The sequence below is a fragment of the Bradyrhizobium sp. 41S5 genome, from assembly GCF_011516665.3.
GTDB lineage: Bacteria > Pseudomonadota > Alphaproteobacteria > Rhizobiales > Xanthobacteraceae > Bradyrhizobium > Bradyrhizobium quebecense.
The window spans coordinates 2,017,554-2,038,249 of record NZ_CP083721.1 but is presented as its reverse complement, the minus strand read 5'-3'; the positions used below and the strand labels follow the sequence as shown (position 1 = coordinate 2,038,249).

At 64.5% G+C, this 20,696-nt stretch carries 19 protein-coding genes; 4 read left to right on the top strand and 15 right to left on the bottom strand.

Going from position 1 to position 20,696, the window contains the following annotated elements; all coding sequences use genetic code 11:
- Positions 1 to 22: 22 nt before the first annotated feature.
- The 3 genes from HAP47_RS09645 to HAP47_RS09635 form a co-directional block, all read right to left on the bottom strand.
- Positions 23 to 1,753 (bottom strand): methanol/ethanol family PQQ-dependent dehydrogenase, encoded by a 1,731-nt coding sequence (locus tag HAP47_RS09645; RefSeq protein WP_173638454.1) that lies wholly within the window; start codon positions 1,751 to 1,753, stop codon positions 23 to 25.
- 147 nt (positions 1,754 to 1,900) lie between these two features.
- Entirely contained in the window at positions 1,901 to 2,548 is a 648-nt protein-coding gene (locus tag HAP47_RS09640) for a ubiquinol-cytochrome c reductase iron-sulfur subunit (RefSeq protein WP_173638455.1), read from the bottom strand.
- Positions 2,549 to 2,674: 126 nt separating this feature from the next.
- Positions 2,675 to 3,010, bottom strand: a complete 336-nt coding sequence (locus tag HAP47_RS09635; protein ID WP_173638456.1) for a hypothetical protein — start codon at positions 3,008 to 3,010, stop codon at positions 2,675 to 2,677.
- 63 nt (positions 3,011 to 3,073) lie between these two features.
- Here HAP47_RS09635 and HAP47_RS09630 point away from each other — a divergent pair, with 63 nt between their 5' ends.
- Positions 3,074 to 4,054 (top strand): RluA family pseudouridine synthase, encoded by a 981-nt coding sequence (locus HAP47_RS09630; RefSeq protein WP_173640573.1) that lies wholly within the window; start codon positions 3,074 to 3,076, stop codon positions 4,052 to 4,054.
- Between the two features lie 217 nt (positions 4,055 to 4,271).
- Positions 4,272 to 5,168, top strand: coding sequence for an RNA polymerase sigma factor RpoH (gene rpoH, locus HAP47_RS09625; protein WP_024581019.1), 897 nt, complete (start codon positions 4,272 to 4,274; stop codon positions 5,166 to 5,168).
- 795 nt (positions 5,169 to 5,963) lie between these two features.
- On the opposite strand, the gene HAP47_RS09620 is transcribed toward rpoH, so the two are convergent.
- The 8 genes from HAP47_RS09620 to HAP47_RS09585 all read right to left on the bottom strand — a co-directional run bounded on the left by HAP47_RS09620 (position 5,964) and on the right by HAP47_RS09585 (position 12,662).
- Positions 5,964 to 6,341, bottom strand: a complete 378-nt coding sequence (locus tag HAP47_RS09620) for a VOC family protein (protein ID WP_173638457.1) — start codon at positions 6,339 to 6,341, stop codon at positions 5,964 to 5,966.
- 198 nt (positions 6,342 to 6,539) lie between these two features.
- On the bottom strand, positions 6,540 to 7,064 hold the full coding sequence (locus tag HAP47_RS09615; RefSeq protein WP_173638458.1) for a DUF2867 domain-containing protein: 525 nt from the start codon (positions 7,062 to 7,064) through the stop codon (positions 6,540 to 6,542).
- Positions 7,065 to 7,208: 144 nt separating this feature from the next.
- Positions 7,209 to 7,979 carry a type I methionyl aminopeptidase gene (map, locus tag HAP47_RS09610; RefSeq protein ID WP_173638459.1) on the bottom strand — a complete coding sequence of 257 codons (771 nt, stop codon included), beginning with the start codon at positions 7,977 to 7,979 and terminating at the stop codon, positions 7,209 to 7,211.
- A gap of 70 nt (positions 7,980 to 8,049) precedes the next feature.
- Positions 8,050 to 8,814, bottom strand: coding sequence for a L,D-transpeptidase (locus tag HAP47_RS09605; RefSeq protein WP_173638460.1), 765 nt, complete (start codon positions 8,812 to 8,814; stop codon positions 8,050 to 8,052).
- Between the two features lie 178 nt (positions 8,815 to 8,992).
- Positions 8,993 to 9,610, bottom strand: coding sequence for a peptidoglycan recognition protein family protein (locus HAP47_RS09600; RefSeq protein WP_173640574.1), 618 nt, complete (start codon positions 9,608 to 9,610; stop codon positions 8,993 to 8,995).
- 51 nt (positions 9,611 to 9,661) lie between these two features.
- The gene (locus HAP47_RS09595; protein WP_173638461.1) at positions 9,662 to 10,876 is read right to left on the bottom strand and encodes a GGDEF domain-containing protein; all 1,215 of its coding nucleotides are present in this window, start codon (positions 10,874 to 10,876) and stop codon (positions 9,662 to 9,664) included.
- A gap of 637 nt (positions 10,877 to 11,513) precedes the next feature.
- Positions 11,514 to 12,125: a LysE family translocator gene (locus tag HAP47_RS09590; protein ID WP_173638462.1), complete on the bottom strand. Its 612-nt coding sequence runs from the start codon at positions 12,123 to 12,125 to the stop codon at positions 11,514 to 11,516.
- 135 nt (positions 12,126 to 12,260) lie between these two features.
- Positions 12,261 to 12,662 (bottom strand): response regulator, encoded by a 402-nt coding sequence (locus HAP47_RS09585; RefSeq protein ID WP_173638463.1) that lies wholly within the window; start codon positions 12,660 to 12,662, stop codon positions 12,261 to 12,263.
- A gap of 159 nt (positions 12,663 to 12,821) precedes the next feature.
- Here HAP47_RS09585 and HAP47_RS09580 point away from each other — a divergent pair, with 159 nt between their 5' ends.
- Complete coding sequence (locus HAP47_RS09580; RefSeq protein ID WP_173638464.1) at positions 12,822 to 13,688, top strand: SDR family NAD(P)-dependent oxidoreductase; 867 nt, start codon at positions 12,822 to 12,824, stop codon at positions 13,686 to 13,688.
- A 263-nt stretch (positions 13,689 to 13,951) separates the two neighbouring features.
- Here the strand turns inward: HAP47_RS09580 and HAP47_RS09575 are convergent, their stop codons facing one another.
- The 4 genes from HAP47_RS09575 to HAP47_RS09560 all read right to left on the bottom strand — a co-directional run bounded on the left by HAP47_RS09575 (position 13,952) and on the right by HAP47_RS09560 (position 17,221).
- Positions 13,952 to 14,797 (bottom strand): FRG domain-containing protein, encoded by an 846-nt coding sequence (locus tag HAP47_RS09575; RefSeq protein ID WP_173638465.1) that lies wholly within the window; start codon positions 14,795 to 14,797, stop codon positions 13,952 to 13,954.
- Positions 14,798 to 14,927: 130 nt separating this feature from the next.
- Entirely contained in the window at positions 14,928 to 15,734 is an 807-nt protein-coding gene (locus HAP47_RS09570) for a lytic murein transglycosylase (RefSeq protein ID WP_173638466.1), read from the bottom strand.
- Between the two features lie 55 nt (positions 15,735 to 15,789).
- Positions 15,790 to 16,752 carry a DUF817 domain-containing protein gene (locus tag HAP47_RS09565; RefSeq protein ID WP_231168822.1) on the bottom strand — a complete coding sequence of 321 codons (963 nt, stop codon included), beginning with the start codon at positions 16,750 to 16,752 and terminating at the stop codon, positions 15,790 to 15,792.
- Positions 16,753 to 16,810: 58 nt separating this feature from the next.
- Entirely contained in the window at positions 16,811 to 17,221 is a 411-nt protein-coding gene (locus HAP47_RS09560; protein WP_173638467.1) for an ester cyclase, read from the bottom strand.
- A gap of 523 nt (positions 17,222 to 17,744) precedes the next feature.
- Here HAP47_RS09560 and HAP47_RS09555 point away from each other — a divergent pair.
- Positions 17,745 to 20,582, top strand: a complete 2,838-nt coding sequence (locus tag HAP47_RS09555; protein ID WP_173638468.1) for a CHAT domain-containing protein — start codon at positions 17,745 to 17,747, stop codon at positions 20,580 to 20,582.
- Positions 20,583 to 20,696 lie beyond the last annotated feature (114 nt).

The window sequence follows — 20,696 nt, the reverse complement described above, 5'->3', positions numbered from 1 at the left end:
ACCGAAGCTCCGATCGCGTGCCCTATTTCTTGTCGAGCGCGAACACCCAGATCACGCCGCCTTGCGGGACGTTGTTCTCGAAGCCCGCAACCTTGCCGGCGAGCGCGTCCTGGATGCGCTGCGCGTCGACGCCCCAGCCCGACTGGACCGCGATGTATTGCGTTCCATCGACCTCATAGGACATCGGCATCGCCATGATGCCGGAGTTGGTCTTCTGCTCCCACAACAGTTCGCCGGTCTTGGCATTGAAGATGCGGAACATCCGGTCATTGGTGCCGCCGGCCAGAACCAGGTCGCCCGCGGTCGCCGTCACCGCGCCGAACAATTGCGAGGTCTTGTAGTCATGCTGCCAGACCTTCTTGCCGGTGACCGGATCCCATGCCTGCAATTCGCCGAAATGATCGGCGTTCGGTGCCGGCGTCAGACCGATGTCCTCCGGCTTGGTGCCGAGCCAGAGCTGGCCGGGAACCAATGGCTGCTTCTCGCCGGTGAAGCCGCCGCAGAAATTCTCGTTGGCGGGAACGTAGACGAGCTTGGTGTTCTGGCTGTACGCCGCCGACGGCCAATCCTTGCCGCCCCACAGCGACGGGCAGAACTCGACCCGCTTGCCGAGCACGGGCTTGTGCTCCGGATCGAGGATCGGCCGGCCGGTTTCTGCCTCGATGCCCTTCCAGACATTGGTCTTCACGAACGGCCAGCCGGCGACATAGTTGATCTTGTCCGGCTTGCGCTCCAGCACCCAGAAGATCGCGTCGCGCCCCGGATGGACCAGGCTCTTGAACGACCGTCCGTCGCGCTGCATGTCGATCAGCATCGGCGCATCGACCTCGTCCCAGTCCCAGGAATCGTTCTGGTGATACTGGAAGTGGGTCTTGATCTTGCCGTTGTCGGGATCGAGCGCGAGCACCGAGCTGGTGTAGAGATTGTCGCCGGGATGCATCGAGCCGGGCCACGGCGCGGCGTTGCCGACGCCCCAATAGACCGTCTTGGTGTCCTTGTCGTAGGTGCCGGTCATCCAGGCCGATCCGCCGCCGGACTTCCAGTCGTCGCCGCTCCAGGTCTCGTGACCGGGCTCGCCTTCGCCGGGGATGGTGAAGGTGCGCCAGAGCTCCTTGCCGCTGTTGGCGTCGAAGGCGACGACATAGCCACGCACGCCGAACTCACCGCCGGAGCCGCCGACGATCACCTTGCCGTCGACCACCAGCGGCATCAGCGTCATGTACTGACCCTTCTTGTAGTCCTGGACCTTGGTGTCCCAGACCACCTTGCCGGTCTTGGCATCGAGCGCGACGACGTGGTCGTCGGTGGTGGCGAGATAGAGCTTGTCCTCCCACAGGCCGACGCCGCGGCTGGTCGGATGCAGCTGGAACAGATCGTCCGGAAGCTGCCGCTTGTAGCGCCAGTACTCTTCGCCGGTCTTGGCGTTGAGCGCGATCACCTGCCCCATTGGGGTCGCGACGAACATCACGCCGTTATTGACGATCGGCGGCGCCTCGTGGCCTTCGATCACACCGGTCGAGAAGGTCCAGGCCGGCTTGAGGTCCTTGACGTTGGACGTGTTGATCTGGTTGAGCGGACTGAAACCCTGTCCGTCATAGGTCCGGCGATAGAGCATCCAGTTGCCGGGTTCGGGATTTTCGAGACGCGCAGAGGTCACCGAACTGTAGTTTTCGATCGGCCCTGCGACGGCGTAGGTCGAAATGAGGCACGTGAACGCGACACAACTCGACAGTAACCACTGCTTGCTTGTCATGAGATGCTACCTCCCTGCTCTGTTTTGTTTTTTCAGTTTTGTTTGAGCATGATCTCCGCGCAAACGCGTTCCGCGTTTGTCACGCGGAAAACCGCTTCACACTTTTCCGGATCATGCTTTAGGTCGTGCAGAAATCCCGATGTGGCCTCATCCTCCTTGCTGAGCACCCACCTTCCCGACGAATGGCGCGGCGACCGTGATCGCGCCGTCGGCAACCGTCAGCGGCAATGCCGCGAGGCGACGTGGCGCCGGCCCGAACACGACCTGCGCATTCTGCCGCGGATCGTATTCGGAGTTGTGACAGAGGCATTTCAGAACGTTCTTGTCGCCCTGATCTTCCTTCACCCAGGCGGTGATCGGACATCCGGCATGCGAGCAGATGATCGAGTAGCAGACGATGCCGTCCGGCGCGCGGGCACGCGTGGCATCGTCGAGTTCGTTCGGATCGAGCTTGACGAGCACGACCTCGTTGAGCCGCGAACCTTTGCGGACGACGGAGGTTTTCGGGTCCTGCGGCCAGGCGCGAATGGGCGGTCCGCCCAGCGTCAGATCATCCGACTTGATGACCTGGCCGGCCTTGTCGCCTTCGGCGCGGACCAGGACATCGGCTTTTTGCGGTCGCTCACTGGCGCCGGGCTGTTCTTCATCGTCGGCGGCTGCGGGTTCGATCGCCGCGAGACAGGCGCAGCCCGCAAGCGCGGTCAACACCGCGCGACGCGTCGGGTCGATCCGCGCCCCTGCTGCATCGGATTCACCGGACTGTTTGATGGAAGCGCTGGGGTTGGATTGCGACATGGCGCAAGCTGAGCGTGCAACTCAGCCGAAAAGATGGCGGCACACATTCTCGATGCGCGAACGCATGCGCAAAAAATACGCTGCAGCTTTTGGTTGATCGACCGCGCCGCTTCGCGATTGCCTTGATCAGGGCTCGTTGACGAAGCTCAGCCTGCCGACAGGTTTCAGTGTCTTTGCATCAAATGTGCGGATCTCTGTTGCACCGCCTATATCAAGCGTGAGGACCAGCCGTTCGCCGGCGACGCCGGTTGCGACGATGCGGGCGCCCTTCGGCAGCGCAGCAGTGACATCGGCAACGGAAACGGGGCTTCCCTCGCTGCGATAAAGGCGGTAGCCGATGGCAATCAACACGACGGCCACGGCCAAGGCCGAGGTCAGTCCCGCGATCAGCATCATGCGCCGCACCCGCGCGATCAGCGCGGCCTGGTCGGGGGTCGGTTCGGTCACAGCGGTGTCGGTCATCACAAGGCTCTATCTTTGCAACAGGTCGATTTGAATCAGGTCTCTTCGAATGGCGGTCGGAAGCTGGAGGTCATCGTCGCAGGCGACGAGGGCTCCGCCCGGCTTGACCGCGTGCTCGCACAGCGGACTGCGGAGTTGTCGCGGTCCCGGCTGAAGGCGCTGATCCTCGCCGGTTCCGTGGCCGTCAAGGACGCCGTCGTGCGCGACCCCGCTTATCATGTCGCCAAGGGCGATACGATCATAATCGACGTGCCGGAGGCCGTGCCCGCCGAGCCTCAGGGCGAGGACATCGCGCTCGATATCGTGTTCGAGGACGACGACATCATCGTCATCAACAAGCCGAGGGGCCTCGTCGTGCATCCCGCGGCCGGCCACGCCACGGGAACGCTGGTCAACGCGTTGATCGCGCATTGCGGCAGCAGCCTGTCGGGCATCGGCGGGATCAAGCGGCCAGGCATAGTGCACCGCCTCGACAAGGACACCACGGGGCTGATGGTGGTTGCCAAGAACGACCACGCCCATCAGTCGCTGACCGCGCAGTTCGCCGACCACGGCCGTACCGGCCCGATGGAACGCGGCTACATGGCGTTCGCCTGGGGCGTGCCGAACCGGCCCCACGGCACCATCGACGCGCCGATCGACCGCCATCCGCATGCCCGCGAGAAAATGGCGGTGCGCCAGAGCGGCCGCGAGGCGATCACCCATTTCGAGGTGCGAGAGAGTTTTGCCGGCCGCGACGGCAAGCCGGTCGCTTCGCTCTTGGCCTGCCGGCTCGAGACCGGGCGGACCCATCAGATCCGGGTCCACCTTGCCCATCTCGGCCATCCCCTGATGGGCGATGGCGTTTACGGCGCCCACTTCAAGACCAAGGCCGGGCAGCTCAGCGTGGAAGGTAAGGACGCACTTACCGCGCTCGATCGCCAGGCCCTGCACGCCTATCTGCTGGCATTGGAGCACCCCCGGACCGGGGAACTTTTGCACTGGGAGTCGGCTTTGCCGGAGGATTTGCTTCTCCTGCAGCGCGCGCTGGCAGCGGCGGTATGACGCACCACCTGCTGAAAAGCCTCGCTATGACAACAGGTTATGGCTGCCACACGGGGACGTGACGTCAGCAATCCTTCCCTATCACGGACAGTTTGGTGTATGTTGAACCTGCGTTGAATATCCAACGCGGAACATCGCAGCGTGGCCGGCTTTAACCCAGCGGCCACCTGCCGGGCCCGCCGCTATCGGGGGCCTGAACCACTGGAGGGCGCAAGTAATGGCCCGTACAGCTACGTTGCCGGTCCTCAATGGAGAATCCGGCCTCTCTCGATACCTCGCCGAGATCCGCAAGTTCCCCATGCTGGAGCCCCAGCAGGAGTACATGCTCGCCAAGCGTTGGCGCGAGCACGACGATCGCGACGCGGCGCATAAGCTTGTCACCAGCCATCTCAGGCTCGTGGCCAAGATTGCCATGGGCTATCGCGGCTACGGCTTGCCGATCTCCGAGGTCGTCTCGGAAGGCAATGTCGGCCTGATGCAGGCGGTGAAGCGATTCGAGCCCGAGAAGGGCTTCCGTCTCGCTACATACGCCATGTGGTGGATCAAGGCGTCAATACAAGAGTACATCCTGCGTTCCTGGTCGCTCGTGAAGATGGGCACCACCGCGAACCAGAAGAAGCTGTTCTTCAACCTGCGCAAGGCGAAGAGCAAGATCTCGGCACTGGAAGAGGGTGATCTCCACCCCGACCAGGTGAAGCTGATTGCCAAGCGCCTCGGCGTGACCGATCAGGACGTGATCGACATGAATCGCCGCCTCGGCGGTGACGCGTCGCTCAACGCCCCGATCCGCGACGACGGCGAAGCCGGCGAATGGCAGGACTGGCTGGTCGACAACTCGCCCAACGCCGAAGCCTTGATGGCCGAGAGCGAGGAGTTCGATCATCGCCGCCAGGCCCTGAACGGTGCGATCGGCGTGCTCAACCCGCGCGAACGCCGCATCTTCGAGGCGCGGCGTCTGGCCGATGAGCCGATGACGCTGGAAGACCTCGCCGCCGAGTTCGGCGTGTCGCGCGAGCGCGTGCGGCAGATCGAGGTCCGCGCGTTCGAGAAGGTGCAGTCGGCCGTCAAGGGCACGATCGCCCGGCAGGAAGCCGCACTCGAAGCCGCGCACTAATCGCGCGGCGACAAGCCAACAGACGCGAAAGCCGGCGGCAACGCCGGCTTTTTTGTTTGTCCGCAGGATGGGTGGCGCGCAGCGATACCCACCATCGGGCCACGCGGCACGAGGTTGATGGGTATCGCTTCGCGCCACCCATCCTACGAAGCTGCCGTAACGAAGTCCGCCTGCCGACAAATGTCCGCATCAACCTCGGGGGCGGACAAGGGACGCGCTCTTGGCCATGCCGGGTTAGGGCCAAATCCGAACCAAGCCCGAGCCAAGGCCATCACTCTATCTCGGGCTCGTCTAACCGCCACGGCACCGCCGCGGCATGAAACTCGAGCTGCACGACCTGCTTACCTTCCAGGCTCGGAAATCTCGGCGCTGAGGCCCGACACATCCACGCACTAAAATCCACGAGCTCAACAGGTGGAAAGTCACCTATTTCGTCGAGAGTACCGATGAAATGATACCACCCACCATAATCGTGGCGACCCGGAGCGATACGGGCGGTGTGATACACCTCTGCGTCCTTACTGGGATCAATCCCTAGTTGGCCAAGCAACGTAATGAACTCGGGAGGAAAGCAGTCGGGTCGGGCTGCTCTGAAATTCCTGCAGCCTGCGCAATCGCACGTATCGGCTCCGCCGCGTTCAGTTAGGCCATACGCCAAGATCGTCGCCTCGCGGTCAGCGCGACATTTCCACTTGGTGAAGTCAGACATATTCAACTCACGTGAGCTTTAGCAAATAACCTTAGCTGGCCGTTCTGGTGCCTACAATCGTCCGCCCTGGCTCAGTCCCAGTCGAATTATTGCGCTCCGGCGCGGAGACGGGTCGGCCAACCGACGCGGACCAAGGTTTCATCCGGGTCAGAGATCGCAAATTCGTACATCCCCCACGGCTTGTCCGCCGGTGATTGCTGAAATTCGCGCGCCGCAACGTCAACACTCTCGAGGTAGAGATAGAGCCCAAACGGGTTTCTGCCCGGCGTTAGCCATCCCTCGACCGCGTCCGTCAGATGTAGATGTCCGCCCTTCCCGTTCGACAGCATGCGATAGGTGTCGGGCTCTCCCGGAGCGGGCCTTTCGCTGTCCGGGCGCGCAAAGCCGAGCCGGTTGTAGAACCGCTCCGATGCATCGAGGTCATTACACGGCAGGATCGCGATCAATGCTCCGGAAGGGCTCATTGGTGCACTCCAACATCATGCAACAGTTTTCATCCGCTCTTCTCAAGGTCTGAAATTTGTCACCTTTAAGGTGGGAGTTGGAGTTGGGACAGTCTTTAGGATGGGTGGAGCGCAGCGATATCCATCATCCCTCCGCGCGGTACAAGGTTGATTGGTATCGCTTCGCTTCACCCATCCTACGGGCCGGTTTCCGGAGCTCTACTGCAGTTGTGCTTGCGCACAGCGTGCCAGGTTGGCCCGGACCACGAGGTGATGAAAAGGCCGGATCGCGTTGAGATAGGTGAAGCCCAGGGCATTGTGGGTGCGCACGACGGTTGTCGCGATCAGTAACGCGCCTGTTGGAGCATGGCGTCGGAGCAGGGATAGCCGGAAGTCCAGGTGCCGGTCATCCGCGCCGAGCACGATCTCGTCCTTGCCCTCCCAGTGCACCGGGAAGAAGTCCACCCGTTCATGGCCGTCCGGCGACGTCCTGACCGTATCTGATGTCTTGATGCCAAAGGGCGTTACCATGGCGTCGCGCAGGGCGATCAACGCCTTTTGCCACGCGGGCGGATTGACGAGCGTCCGCCTCGCCAGCTCGCGCATGCTCGCCTGTTCCGACGCGCTCAAGTCGATGCTGTAGCTATCGAGCAGACTGGCGTTCCCGTACCAGCTCGCAACGACACTTTCCGACGGCGGCGTCGTCCGGCGTACCTGCGGCTTGCGGTCCAAACCCACGCTCATGATGACGTCACCTTTTCGAGCGACCAATAGGAGAGCCATTCCCGGTTTTAGACGCGACGAATTTCCCTGCGCTGGGCCCGCAACTCGTCGCGGGTCTACAGGTCTTCAACTCTACGGTGATCGGCGCGGGGTCTCAAGGCCGGTCTACGCATTCAAGAGTGACCCGGGCAAGGTCACGACGAGAGGTCCGTTACGCGTTGCGACGACGGTGTGCTCGAACTGCACGGTCGGCGCTCTCGGGCTGCTGAAGAGCGTCCATGCATCTCCAGCTTCGCCCCCGTCTTCCGCCCACTCCGCGCCCAGCGAAAGAAACGGCTCCACGGTGAAGACGAGGCCTTCATTGATGATCCGCCGCTCGGATCGAACCGGCCAGGTCGCGATCTCCGTCGGCGCCTCATGCAGCGAATGCCCGACGCCGTGGCTGGCAAGATTTTGCACGAGCGTATAGTGATTTCGGCGAGCGAACTCGCCGATCGCGTTTCCGATGTCGCCGAGCGGCTTGTTCGCGCCCACCTGCCTGATGCCGGTCCACATGGCGCGTCGCCCATCACGGCAGAGCCGCTCGATCGCCCTGGAAACCGGCACGGCGAAGGATGCGCCCGTATCGGCAAAGACGCCGTTTCTTTCTGCGGACACGTCGATATTGACCAGGTCACCCGCGGCAATCCGACGGTTGCCCGGAATGCCGTGAGCGATCTCTTCGTTGACACTGATGCAGGTCGCACCCGGGAAACCGTAGCAAAGTTCGGGAGCAGGCGCGGCCCCTGCTCTTTCCAGAAGATCTCGACCGAATTTATCCAGTTCGCCGGTCGTCATTCCCGGCTCGATGGCCCCTCCCATTGCGGCCAGCGTGTTAGCGACAATGCGGCCGATCTCCTTGAGCCTGTCGAGCTCGTCATCGCTTGAAATCGTCATTCACCGTCCCGTTGATTAGCCTGAATTGCTTCGACGACCTTACCTCGAAAAGTGAGTATGGTCCCGGCCATCATCTTTCGGCCAGGGTGGCGGCAGCTTGTGCCGGAAGCACGATCACTTTCGCGCCGACCTTTACCCGGTCGTAAAGGTCCACGACGTCCTCATTGGTCAGCCGGATACAGCCGGACGAGACCCGCTTCCCGATCGTATCGGGCTTATTGGTGCCGTGAATTCTATATTCGGTATCGCCAAGATACATCGCCCGGGCGCCGAGCGGATTGCCGGGACCCCCTGCCATAAACCGCGGCAGATAAGGCTGGCGCGAAATCATCTCTGCCGGCGGACGCCAATCCGGCCATTCTGTTTTGCGGGCCACGGTCTGTTCACCGGACCATGTGAAACCTTCGCGGCCGACGCCGATGCCGTAGCGCATCGCTTGTCCGTCGTTCAGAACGAGGTAAAGGAATGTGTTTCCGGTATCGATGACGACGGTGCCCGGCGTCTGGTGACTGACGTAGTCAACCACCTGCCGAACAAATCTTCCGGGAGCGTCAACGGCTTTTGGTGTTTCGACCCGGGGCGCTGGGGCCGGGGTTGGAACCGGAACCGACGCTGGTGCCTGAACTGGCGCCGATACGCGAAGAGGAGTCGATGGCGTAGGAGCCGATGGCGCCGGGACCTGGTGCGCGGCTAGCTTCCGTATCGGTTGAACGCTCGCCGGCCGCCACAGCAAACCGTACCCCAATGCGACAGCCGCCACGGCGCCAATTGCAACTCTTCCCGCCACCGGCAGCGCGAGCGCCTCAGTCTTCCCACGTTTGGCCCGCTTTGCCATGTCTTTCCCTCGATCCCTGTGCTTCGAACAGGTACCCAGCAAATTTTAACAAGCTTCGAAGCGATTTCGTTCAGGCTGGAAATCGCCAAGCGTCGTTAACGCCAGCTCGGCTGTAGGATGGGTGGGTTTCCGCTTCGTCCCCGAAAGCGGGCGTCCTGGATTTTAATGAGTACGTACCCTACTCGCCCCACTCTCGCGCCATGGTCGCAAGCGCACAGCCCTCGCAGTAGCGGGCGTCCTTGAAGTCGATCCAGTTGTGCGCGTAGACGCGCTCCAGCGGGATGCCGTAACGCGCGCGCAGCAGCTTCACCAGCACCCGCCAGGCGGCGATCTGCGCATCGGTCGGGCCCTTCGTGACATCGGGAAAATTGCCGGCGAACTCGACGCCGATCGAGGTGTCCTTGTTCACCTGCCGATAGGTTTTGCTGTTGTCGATGTATTTGTTGTCGTTGCGGTCGGCGCCGTCGGTATGGGTTGGGACCAGATTGTCGGCGACCGCCCAATAGACCGTGCCGTCGGTTTCGACCCAAACCATCACGCCGCGGCGGGTCGGGTTCTTGTGCTGCTCGGCGGCGCCATTTCGCGCCGAGCCGGCCGGGCCTTCGGTCTGGTGCACGATGATGTTGCGCCACGGGTGCGATTTGGCGACGTCGCCCCAAGGCGACAGCCACACCATCTTCAACCCGGGAATCTCGGGCGTGCCCTGCGATCGCGCGATCGCTGCAAGATCGGTTTCGGCTGATACGGCGGAGGACAGCACGAGCGCAAGGAGTGCGGTGAACAGGCGAGGCATCATCACGGAAGGATCCAGTGTCGTCCCTCGTTAGCACGTCCCTCGTTAGCACGCTCAGGCGCGCTTGCGCAGGGTCTCCTCCACGAGAGCGACCATCTCGGACGGCAGCTTCGGCTCATAGGTCGCGTAGCCGTTCTTGCCGCCCTTCTTGGCGTCGTAGAGCGCATGGTCGGCGGCGGCGACCAGGCGGTCGGGATGCAGGCCGATCTCGCGGGTCCATTGCGCAACGCCGATCGAGACCGCGATCGGAATGTCATTGCCGGTGCACTGCTCGGCGTCGGCGCGGCAGACCTCCAGCACGCGGCGGGCAATCATGGCGCCCTCGCGCAGCGTCGAGGACGGCAGCACGATGCAGAACTCGTCGCCGCCGGTGCGGGCCAGCATGTCGCCCGGGCGGAGCCTCGTCTGCGCCATCAGCGTGAAGTGCTGCAGGCAGGCGTCGCCGGCAGCATGGCCATGGGTGTCGTTGATGCCCTTGAAGCCGTCGAGGTCGATCACCAGCAGCGCGAAGGCTTCGCCGTTGCGCTCGGAGCGCGCGCATTCCTCGGTCAGCCGCTGCAACAGATGGCGGCGGTTGCCGACGCCGGTGAGATCATCGAGCAGCGCAAGGTCGGCGACCTCGTTGCGCAGCCGGTCGATCGCCATCAGCAGGAAGCCGAAATTGAGCGCCATCGACAGGAACACCATCAGCAGGATCACCAGCGACTGGCCCGCATTGAAGCGAACGAAACTGAACTCGCCGGGCTCGAACACGGCGCCGACGAGGCGCAGCGCATAAATGCAGATCAGCAGGGAGGCGACGATGCCGGCGAGGCGCGCGCCGGGGTTGACGCGGCCGTTCTCGGGCGACAGCAACAGCTTCAGCGTCAACGCAAACGGCATGACCTGGGCGATGGTGTAGACCAGGATGCGCATCGGCATGCTGTCATAGGCAAAGATGAAGACGCCGAGGCCGGCGAAGGCGAGTGCGGTGGACAGCGCGGTGCTGCGCCAGCCGACCGGCTTGCCGTAGAAGCGCTCGATGCCCATCGCGGCAAGGCCGGCGGCGAACACCATCAGCGTCCCCGCCGCGAGCAGCGGCAGCAGCGAGTCCGTCATCATCACGCGGAGCATCGCGCAGGCCGCACCGGCGGACGCGACGAAGGCGGAGGCGGTCCAGAACCGCGCCGCGCCGAAAGCCGGATAGCTGCGCGCGACATAGGCCCAGATCAGGCCGAGCGCGAGAAAATTGATAACGAATACCGTCCAAAGCGTCGGAACGCTCAACATCGCCCCTGTTCGAGGCCCGTATCGGCCTCGCCTCTTCTGAAATGACCGTCCGCCCCTTAGGGCGTTTTCTCCCAATGGCAATCCCCGTTGCCTTGCGGGACAGGATGCGGCCGCGCCGCTTAACGGACTCTCACCCGCCACGCGCCAATCCGCGCTGTGGTTTTGAATTGATGAAGATCGGCGCACCGGCCGTTTGCGCGTCGTTAAGCATGACGGATACGACGCTGCCACGACGCGTGACACGCGCACACTGGCGAAAAACTGGCGAAAACACGTAACAGCTGTGGATAACACGATGACAGCGCAGTGACAGCACGCGGCAGCAGCCTCCGAATCTGCTGAGTTTGATACTGAGGATGTTGCGAGGCTGGCCCTCCGCCAAGCATGCCTCGGAGTCGCGTTCAATCCATGAAACCTTGAGAGGATACTATGGCTAAGAAAGCGAAGAAGGCGAAGAAGGCGAAGGCGAAAAAGGCCACCAAGAAGAAGGCCGCCAAGAAGTAACCAATTTCTCGCCCGGGTAGCGGCTCATGCCCTGCCCGGGCACCCGATCCGGACCATCCAGGCAGGGACGCAAGGCAGCAGGCGCAAGGCCTGCTTTTTTATTGCCTGCCGCAAGCCGCGAGCGAATACGAGGTCAGCGCTCCGCGAAGGCGAGCTTGGCGCCGAGCAGGGCAAAGCCCGCGGCAAAGCTGCGCCGCAGCCAGGCCATCACCTTCGGCCGGGTGATGACGCGGTCGCGCACCGACGCCGCGAACAGCCCGTAGACCGCGAACACCGCAAAGGTCATCGCCATGAACACACCGCTGAGCTCGACCATCCGCGCCAGCGGGTGGGGTTCGTCGACGGCGATGAACTGCGGCAGGAAGGCCAGGAAGAAGATCGACAGCTTTGGATTGAGGATGTTGATCAGGATGGCGGTCACGATCACCCGCCCGCTCGAGCGCGGCTTGATCTCGGTGTCGACGGCGAGCGCGCCCCGCTCGCGCAGCGCCTGCCAGGCCATATAGAGCAGATAGACCACGCCGCCCCATTTCAGCGCCGCGAACGCCATCGCGCTGGTGTGCAGGATGGCGGCAAGGCCGAGCATCGCCGCGATCATCTGCGGCAAGATCCCGAGCGTGCAGCCGAACGCCGCCGCCACGCTCGCGCGCGAGCCCCGGGTCAGCGCCACCGCCAGGGTGTAGAGCACGCCGGTGCCGGGCGAGGCGACCACGATCAAGGTGGTCAGCAGGAAGGACCAGGTCATTTCAAAATCCCCAGGGACATCAGCCGCCAATATCACGTCCCGCCCCCGGGGCGGAAGCAGCCACCGGCCGGCGGCTCGTCCCCCGCGCTGACAACTCTGTTATGAGGGCCCTGGGCTTGTCAGGACCTGGTCTTGTCAGAACCTGCGGACCCCGCCGCCCGACAGCGCCGACGCCTTCGTCTCGGCGACGCGGATCACGTCCAGCGGCGCCCAGGGTTTTGCCCAGAAGGTCGCGCCGTCGGGCAGGCGCTGCCGCAGCGGCTTGCCCGAGGTCACGATCACATCGAGATCGGGGCTGTAAATCTTGGCGACATAGGCGAGCTCGACGCCGGTCATGTTTCCGGCCAGCTCGACATCGGTCAACATCAGCACGACGCTGTCGCCGTTGCTCCGCAGCACCAATTCTGCGGCCTCCGCGCTTTCGCAGGAAATGACCTCGAACTCGCTCTCCTCGAGCAGCAATTCGATCATCTGGCGCTGCATCGGGTCGTCTTCGACAACCAGGGCCTTCGCACGACAGGGTCTCGATTGTCCCATGGCTGGGCCTCCCTTGGGTTGAATGCCTCGGTTTGAGAGTGTGACGAGGGTCAAACACCTGGGCGCTGGATAGTTCGGTTCCAATCTGAGAAAATTGGGAAAACCCGCCGTGTTCCTCACGGCTCCCGCCACCCCTCGTTCAGATGGAGCTGACCTGACATGACCGCGATCTCTGGATCTGCCGCCGCCGTGACTGGGGCCGCCAGCGGCATCGGCCGCGCGCTCGCGCATGAACTGGCGCTGCACGGTTGCGATCTGGCGATCGCCGACCGCGACGAGGCCGGCCTGCAGGCCGCCGCCGCCGAGATCGCCAAGGCGAGCCCGCGCAAGGTCACGGTGCATCGTCTCGATGTCAGCGAGCCCGGGCAGATCACGGCATTTGCCGAGGCCGCCGGCGCCGCCCATCCCGGGCTCAACATCGTCGTCAACAATGCCGGCGTCGCGCTGCTCGGCCAGTTCGACGAGATCGAGCAGGCGCAGATGGAGTGGCTGTTCAACATCAATTTCTGGGGCGTGGTGCACGGCAGCCGCGCCTTCCTGCCGCTGCTTTCACGGCAGCGCGAGGCGCATATCGTCAACGTCTCCTCGATCTTCGGCATTCTCGCGCCGCCCGGCCAGAGCGCTTATTGCGCAGCCAAGTTCGCGGTGCGCGGCTTCTCGGAAAGCCTGCGCCACGAGCTTGCGGTGGCGAATAGCCCGGTCAGACTCTCCGTCGTGCATCCCGGCGGCGTCGCCACCAACATCGCGCGCAACTCGCGCACCGGCGCCGGCATCACCGACAATGCCCGCCGCGCTGAATCGATCGAGCGTTTCGACTCGCTGGCCAGGACCACGCCGACCGCAGCCGCGAAGCGCATCATCGCCGGCATCGAGAAAAACCAGCCGCGCATCTTGATCGGCAAGGACGCCCGCTTCATGGACCTGCTGCAACGCTTCCGTCCTGCGACCTACTGGAAGGTGATGCAGCGGATGATGGAAAAGACGGCGGCGCGGCGGCTGGCGCGCGAGGCGCCGAGGGCCGGTTGAATGTGCGGCGTCGCGGGGGTAGCCCGTGCATATAACCGGTGTCGTCCCTGCGAAAGCAGGGAGCCATACTCCGCAGCAGGCGTAGCGAGCGGGACTCGTCGTCCCGACATCGCGCAACAACCAACATTTGTGGTTATGGGTCCCGGGTCAAGCCCGGGACGACACTGAGGATGTTGCGCGGCCCGCGGGTCCATACACCTGCCTGCGAGTCACACATCCGCATCCTCGCGACACGATCAGCCCGGGCGCGCTGCGAAGCCTGATCACCCCAACTGCTTCTTCACCCCAAGCGCCAGCCGAAACAGCGGATCGCTTCGCTCCGACGGATAGAGCGCGCTCTTCGTCACCTGCGGGAAATTGTCGTTCTTCCAGAACGACGCCGGCGCGAACGAGAATTTTGCGACCAGCCGCCGGCCGAAATCCATCTCGTAGGGGAAATAGTTTTGCCTCTCGTTGGTGCCGGATACTTCAGGATATTCGCCGAGCAGATAACCCTCCTGGATATGCGGCCGCACCGCCGCGGGCGGGCAGACACTGGAGAGGCGCACGATCTGCAGGCCGGCCTCGGCGCTCGCGGTGATCGCGCCGCTGAGGTTCGGCACGCCGAGCACATAGAGGAAGGCGGTGCCGGTCTCCGCCAGCGACGCAAACGACGCCGCGATCCGGATCGAATGGGTGACGTCGAGCAGCGGCGTGGTGCAGACCTCGTAGTGCTGCAGGATCGACCAGCGCAGGATGCGATGCCGCTTCAGCCGCTCCAGCCCGAGCAGCTTTGCTTTCCCGTATTCCGCAATCAGTATCTGCTCGGCGCGGGCCAGCGCCGCGAACCGCGCCGCCAGCGTCGCGCGGTCCGGATTGCCGCGGCCGGCCCGGAACAGCGTCGGCTTCAGCGACGAGTTGCGCTTGACGTTCCTGAAATCGGCGCCTTGGCCGCGGAACAGCAGCACATGGTCGCGGTTGAGGAATTGTAGCTCGGCGATTTTTGTGGCGAGCTCGAGATAGGAGCCGACGCGATGGCCCGGCCCCTCCCGCACCGCCGCGTTCTTCGCGATCTGGCATCCGCGACGGTCGAAGAACGACCAGATTTTTTGGCTGCCGATGGTTTCCATGCCATCACCCGGCCATGTCAGCCGTCATTGCGAGGAGCGAAGCGACGAAGCAATCCATTGTCCCCCATATGTTGAAAGATGGATTGCTTCGCTTCGCTCGCAATGACGGCAGACACAAAAGCCGCGCCCCTCACCGCCCGATGAGCTGATCGGCAAAATACCCGATGGTCTTGCGATAGATCACCGCCCTGTTCCACTCGCGCATCGCCTCGAAATTGGCGCTGCCTTCGCCATAGGGCGCGCCCATCTTGAAGCCGTTGGTATGCAGCAGGTTCGCGGTCGAGGCCAGCACGTCCGGCACCGAGTGGCGCAGATCGACATGGCCGTCGCCGTCGAAATCGACGCCATACTTGATGTAGGACGACGGCAGGAATTGCGTCTGCCCGATCTCGCCGGCATAGGCGCCGATCATGTCGTTGAGCCTGAGGTCGCCGCGCTGCAGGATCTTAAGCGCGGCAAGCAGTTCGCCCTGGAACAGCTCGGTGCGGCGGCAATCATGCGCCAGCGTGGCGAGCACGCGGAACACCGGCAGCTTGCCCATGTCTCCCTTGCCGAAATCGGTCTCCAGTCCCCAGATCGCGACCAGGATCTGGCGCGGCACGCCGTATTGCTGCTCGATCTTCGAGAGCAGCGCGGCGTGCCGCTGCAACATGGCGCGGCCGCCATTGATGCGGCCAGAGCCGACGCGGGTTGCGACATACTGCTCGAAGGTCTTGTTGAAGGTGTAGCGCTGGCGCCGGTCGAAGGCGAGCACCCCGCCGTCCTGCTGCACGCCGCCGAGCGCCTGCGAGATCACGTCCTGCTGGATGCCGGCCGCGGCCGCCTCCTGCGAGAATGACTGGACAAAGGTGGGGAAACTGCCGCCGCAGCGGGCGGCATAGGAGGGGGTGGCAAGCAGCAAGGCGCCGAACACAACCGCCAAACGACACCTGAGCATGCAACAATCCCTCGTGCTTCGAATGGCCCATCATGCCACGGAGCAAACGAGGCAGTCAAAGCATCGGCACCGACACTTGACCGGCGGTCTCGGCGTCCCGCCGTCGCACACCGGCCGCCGCAATCTCGCCCCGCCACTTCAGCGGCGCGTTCACCAGGCTGACCAGCGTGTAGCTGATGATCAGGAGCAGGAACCAGGAGCCGAGCTTGTCGATCGAGACCATCGACCAGCCGAGCCGCTGCGAGGGGTAGAGCCAGGTCTTGGTGAAGGTGCCGATGTTCTCCGTGAGCCAGATGAATAGCGACACCAGCACGAGGCCGAGCAGCAGCGGCATCGAACGATAGCTGGTCCAGACCTTGAAGTGGATCCGGGTACGGCCGAACAGCCAGATCGCCCAGGCGAACAGGAGCCAGCGCAGATCGAGGAGGTAATGGTGGCTGAAGAAGTTGACATAGATCGCAACGCTGAGGGCGATCAGGTTGAGCCGGCGCGGATGGCGCGTGAAGCGGAAATCGAACAGCCGCCAGCAGCGGCAGATGTAGCTGCCGATGCAGGAATACATGAAGCCCGAGAACAGCGGCACGCCGCCGATGTGGAAGATGCTGGGCTCCGGATAGATCCAGGAGCCGACATGTGTCTTGAAGATCTCCATCGCCGTGCCGACGACGTGATAGATCAGGATGACCCTGGCCTCCTCCAACGTCTCGAGCTTTGCTGCCAGCAGCACGACCTGCACGGCGAGCATGCAGAGAAACAGGAAGTCGTAGCGCGCGAGCGCCGCGTCCGGCGGATAGAAGCGCCACGTGCCGATCATCAGCGCCACCGCGATGCCGCCGAACAGGCAGGCCCAGGCCTGCTTCACGCCGAAGCGCAGGAATTCGTAGAGACCCGCGGTCCAGCGGCGCTGCGCCATCAACAGGCCGAGGCGATGCTCGCCGGCGATGAAGCGGCGCAGCGGCGGCCAGTTGGCCGCGGCGCTAGCGGTCGGTTTGGTGTCGCGTGTCAGCGGGTGATGCACGCCGCGGAGGATGGCCGTGGATCACGGTCGCAGCGCGGCGGAGTTGTGCAGATTTCCCTCAATCCCTGAGCTGCCGCTCCAGGTCGACGAAGTCGATCTCGGCCCAGCGCTCGGAGATCCTGCCATCGTGAATCCGCCAGAACGTCATGCCGCGAAATTCGACGTGGCGGCCGGTCGGGGCAATGCCGCGCCATGGGCTGCGGTGCCGGCCGCGCCAGACGAAGCGGCCGGCGACGATGTCGCGCTCGGCCACCAGGCATTCCGCCACCGCCGACAGATCGGCAAAGGTCTCGTGCATGGCGGCCGCATGCGCGGTCACTTCCTCCGCGCTCATCCGCTTGCCGACGGCATGGTCGAAGAAATCGGACGCCAGCTGCGCGCGGATCGCATCGGGATCGAGACGATTGGTCACGGCGTCGCAATGCGCGAGCACCAGCGCCTTGTTGGCGTCGAGGGTGGCGTTGGACATCGGCGGGGCCTTCAGTCAAAATAAAAGTTGCAGAAAGGGAAGGATGCGCCTCATACGCGAATCGGACCGGGCGGTGCAAGTGACGATGGTCAGCAAAACCTCAGCTTTCGACCGGCGCGCGTTCCTATTCCGAAGCGAAAGGCGGTCACCGGGAACGTGCGGCGACTTGCGTGCGGGCTGCCGCCCCGGAGCCAGCCCGATGCGTACGGCATAACCAGCCGGCATGGCGGCGGTAACATCATCCGATGGCTTGAGCATGCCGGTGGCATGCAAGCGGCGGCGCACGGCATCCGGCGGCGCATGGCACGGGAGCAATTCGGGGTCTGATGCGTGAACGCCGGGGCGCTGGCGGCGACCAAGAAGCACGAATTCGGCTCGCCGGTTCCGCGCCACTCGCGACCGGCCGCCGTGTCTTGTTCATGCAAAGGCGCGCCGCTAAAGCGTCGTGGGCCTGATGCGACCAAGCCGTCATTAGCGGGGAACACGATTCGATGACGGACGACACGATGAGGATGTGCCATCGATGACGATCACCGGGGGGTTCGTACGTGCGCGCAGGGCTGCCGCATCGCTCAGCATCATCATCCTTACGCTCGGCGCGACACTGACCGGAACGACAGGCACTGCCGCCGCGCAGGACGCCCGCGCCAAGCGAGCGCCGGCGCAAGGCACCGGGAGCACGCAGGCCATCGCCGTGCAGATGAAGAACGCTATCGCGCTGACGCGCGGCGGCAAGTTCGACGCGGGCTACGCACAACTGCTTACGGCACTGGATGCGGCGGACAAGCTCGACGACGCGCAGTTCGTCATGGAGCAATATTTCGACGCGACGGCCGCGCTGCGCGCGGTGAAACGCGACGACCTCGCCGAGAAGCTGTTCGTGCGGGTGTTCCAGGGCAAGGCGGCCGCGCAATCGCCGCCCGGCAAGGCCGATGTGCTCCTGATGTACGCGATCCTCCTGTCCGACCACGCCAGGATCGCGGAGGCGGTCCCGCTCTACATGAAGGCGATCGCGGCCTTCAACGCCTATTGGGGCGAAGGCTCCGAGGAATCGCTGATCGCGAACGACAAGCTCGCGGTCGCGCTGTCGGCCAACGGCTCGGCGGCGTCGGCGACCAATATCAGCCGGCGCAATTTCGAGCGCGCGGAAAAGGCGCTGGGGCCCGACCACCGCACCACCTGGAAGCTCGCCAACAATTATGCCGACATGCTGCGCGAGATCGGCGCGCCGGCGAAGGCGCTCGAGCTCGACCTGTTCGCGATCGAGAAGCGCGCCAAGCATTACGGCGAGAACCATCTCAACACGCTGGTGACGGTCAACAACGCCGGACAGGACTTCCTCAATCTCGGCCGCTTCGATGACGCTCGCCGCTACTTCCTCCGGCATCGCGCGATCGCGACCGTGCTCGCGCCGAAGGATCCGAGTTTCGCCGGCCAGGCCGACGCCTGGCTGTTCTACACCGACATGCTCGCCGCCGGCGACGCCGCGATGCCGCAAGCCGACCTGGCGCGGCTGGAGGCGATCGTCGCCAATGAGGAGAACTTCGCGGACTTCCTGCGCATCAAGGCGGCGGTGCTGGCGGCCGGCAAGCGCGAGCAGCGCGGCGAACGAGATGCGGGCATGCGGCTGCGCGAGACCGCGCTGGCGATTTCGACCCGCGCCTTCACCGCGCAGCATCCGCTCAGCTTCGAGATCAAGCTCGGCATCGCGGTTGCCCTGATCGCAACCGATCCGAACCGCGCCGTGCAGAACTTCACCGCGCTCGACCGCGAGATGTTCGACTGGATGAAGCGCGAGGTCGGCACATCCGGGGATCGCGCCGTCGCGGAAGCGATCCGCGCCCATGCCGACCATCTGCTGTTCGCGTTCGGCCGCTTCGTCACCTCCGCCGGGTCATCAGTGGCCCAGCCGGCGTTTGCCGCTGCCGTGCTGCGCTGGAAGACGCTCGGCGGCGGCGATGCCACGGCGCTGCGCCGGCTTGAGACGCAAATGGCGGGCAAGGACGAGGAGACCGCGGCGCTGCTGCGCGCGGCGCTGCGGCTCAACGGCGAGAAGCAGGAGCTGTTCTCGTCGGGCAATATCGACGACTGGGCGAGGTCCGTGTGGCAGCGGCAGGACGCGGCCGAGAGGGCGCTGGACAAGCGACTCGATGCGATCGGCGTGAAGCTGCCGCAGGACCCGATCCGTCCCTCGCAGTTGCTCGCGCCTGACGAAGCCGTCATCAACTACTTCATCACGCGGCAATGGAAGGCGGACCGCCAGTCGAAGCAGCCGCTGGCCGCGACCGTGCTCTACGCCATCGTCGAGACCGCAACGAGCGAGCCGCGGGTGATCGATCTCGGCGATCCCGGCCGGATGGTCGACACCGGCGTGCGGACCGAGATCGCGCGGTTGCGCGCGACGCAGGCCGCCGCGCCGGATCGCGACGCCAAGGCAGCAGACAACAAGGCGGCCGACGACAAGGCGCTCGACAGCAAAGGCCGCTTCCAGAACCTCCGCGTGCGGCTGTTCGCGCCGCTGGAGCCTGTCCTGAAGGACAAGACCACACTCTATGTGGTGCCGGACGGCTTCCTGTTTGCCGTGCCGTTCTCCCTGCTGCCCGGCGCCGACGGCGGCCTGCTGGAGGACCGCATCACGATCCGGATGCTGACCAGCCCCGACGCGCTGATCGCGATCCATGCGCGCGAGAGGCTCGACCGGACGGGGGCGATGCTGCTCGCCGGCGGCATCGAATACGGCCAGCCCGGGCCGATGCCGCTGCCCGGCACGAAGACCGAGATCGAGGAGATCGCCAAGCTCGCCCGCGCGCGCAGCGCGCCGGTCGAGATGCTGACCGGGCGCGGCGTCAGCGAAAGCGCGCTGCGCGAGGCGATCGGCAAGGCCCGCATCGCGCATCTGGCGACCCACGGCTTCTATCACGACAGCACGGCGTCCGGCCTCGACACGCTCTGGCAGAGCGGCATCGTGCTGTCCGGCGCCGGCGACAGCCGGTGGCCGCTGCGCGACGAGAAGGACGGCTATCTCTATGCCTTCGAGGTGATGGACTGGGACCTGTCCGGCCTCGATCTGCTGGTGCTCTCGGCCTGCGAGACCGGCCGCGGCGACGAGAGTTTTGTCAGCGGCCTGCGCGGCCTGCCGACCGCGCTCGGCATCGCCGGCGCCCGCCGCGCGCTCCTGGCGCTGTGGCCGGTCGCCGACGAGGGCACCGCGAACTTCACCGTGCGCTTTTATGAGCACCTGGCGGAGGGCCTGACCTATTCGGATGCGCTACGCCAGACCCGGCGCGATGCGCGCGACGGCAAGGTCGCGGGCGCCAGGGACGCGAGCGTGTGGGCGGCGTTCGTGCTGTTCGAGGGCTGAGGCGCGGGCCTCATATTTACGGCGCAAGGGCCCTCCGCCGCCGAATCGCGCAGGGCAGATCGGCACGGGCGGCAGGTAATTTGCTTTGACAGCGGCGGCCTGATCGGGGACAAG

Coding starts and splice junctions, on each gene's coding strand:
- rpoH (WP_024581019.1), top strand. CDS start 4,272: ATGGCCCGTACAGCTACGTTGCCGGTCCTCAATGGAGAATCCGGCCTC.
- HAP47_RS09605 (WP_173638460.1), bottom strand. CDS start 8,814: ATGGCAAAGCGGGCCAAACGTGGGAAGACTGAGGCGCTCGCGCTGCCG.
- HAP47_RS09570 (WP_173638466.1), bottom strand. CDS start 15,734: ATGCTCAGGTGTCGTTTGGCGGTTGTGTTCGGCGCCTTGCTGCTTGCC.
- HAP47_RS09555 (WP_173638468.1), top strand. CDS start 17,745: ATGACGATCACCGGGGGGTTCGTACGTGCGCGCAGGGCTGCCGCATCG.
- HAP47_RS09575 (WP_173638465.1), bottom strand. CDS start 14,797: ATGGAAACCATCGGCAGCCAAAAAATCTGGTCGTTCTTCGACCGTCGC.
- HAP47_RS09645 (WP_173638454.1), bottom strand. CDS start 1,753: ATGACAAGCAAGCAGTGGTTACTGTCGAGTTGTGTCGCGTTCACGTGC.
- HAP47_RS09585 (WP_173638463.1), bottom strand. CDS start 12,662: ATGGGACAATCGAGACCCTGTCGTGCGAAGGCCCTGGTTGTCGAAGAC.
- HAP47_RS09600 (WP_173640574.1), bottom strand. CDS start 9,610: ATGATGCCTCGCCTGTTCACCGCACTCCTTGCGCTCGTGCTGTCCTCC.
- HAP47_RS09580 (WP_173638464.1), top strand. CDS start 12,822: ATGACCGCGATCTCTGGATCTGCCGCCGCCGTGACTGGGGCCGCCAGC.
- HAP47_RS09595 (WP_173638461.1), bottom strand. CDS start 10,876: ATGTTGAGCGTTCCGACGCTTTGGACGGTATTCGTTATCAATTTTCTC.
- HAP47_RS09590 (WP_173638462.1), bottom strand. CDS start 12,125: ATGACCTGGTCCTTCCTGCTGACCACCTTGATCGTGGTCGCCTCGCCC.
- HAP47_RS09615 (WP_173638458.1), bottom strand. CDS start 7,064: ATGAGCGTGGGTTTGGACCGCAAGCCGCAGGTACGCCGGACGACGCCG.
- map (WP_173638459.1), bottom strand. CDS start 7,979: ATGACGATTTCAAGCGATGACGAGCTCGACAGGCTCAAGGAGATCGGC.
- HAP47_RS09640 (WP_173638455.1), bottom strand. CDS start 2,548: ATGTCGCAATCCAACCCCAGCGCTTCCATCAAACAGTCCGGTGAATCC.
- HAP47_RS09635 (WP_173638456.1), bottom strand. CDS start 3,010: ATGACCGACACCGCTGTGACCGAACCGACCCCCGACCAGGCCGCGCTG.
- HAP47_RS09620 (WP_173638457.1), bottom strand. CDS start 6,341: ATGAGCCCTTCCGGAGCATTGATCGCGATCCTGCCGTGTAATGACCTC.
- HAP47_RS09560 (WP_173638467.1), bottom strand. CDS start 17,221: ATGTCCAACGCCACCCTCGACGCCAACAAGGCGCTGGTGCTCGCGCAT.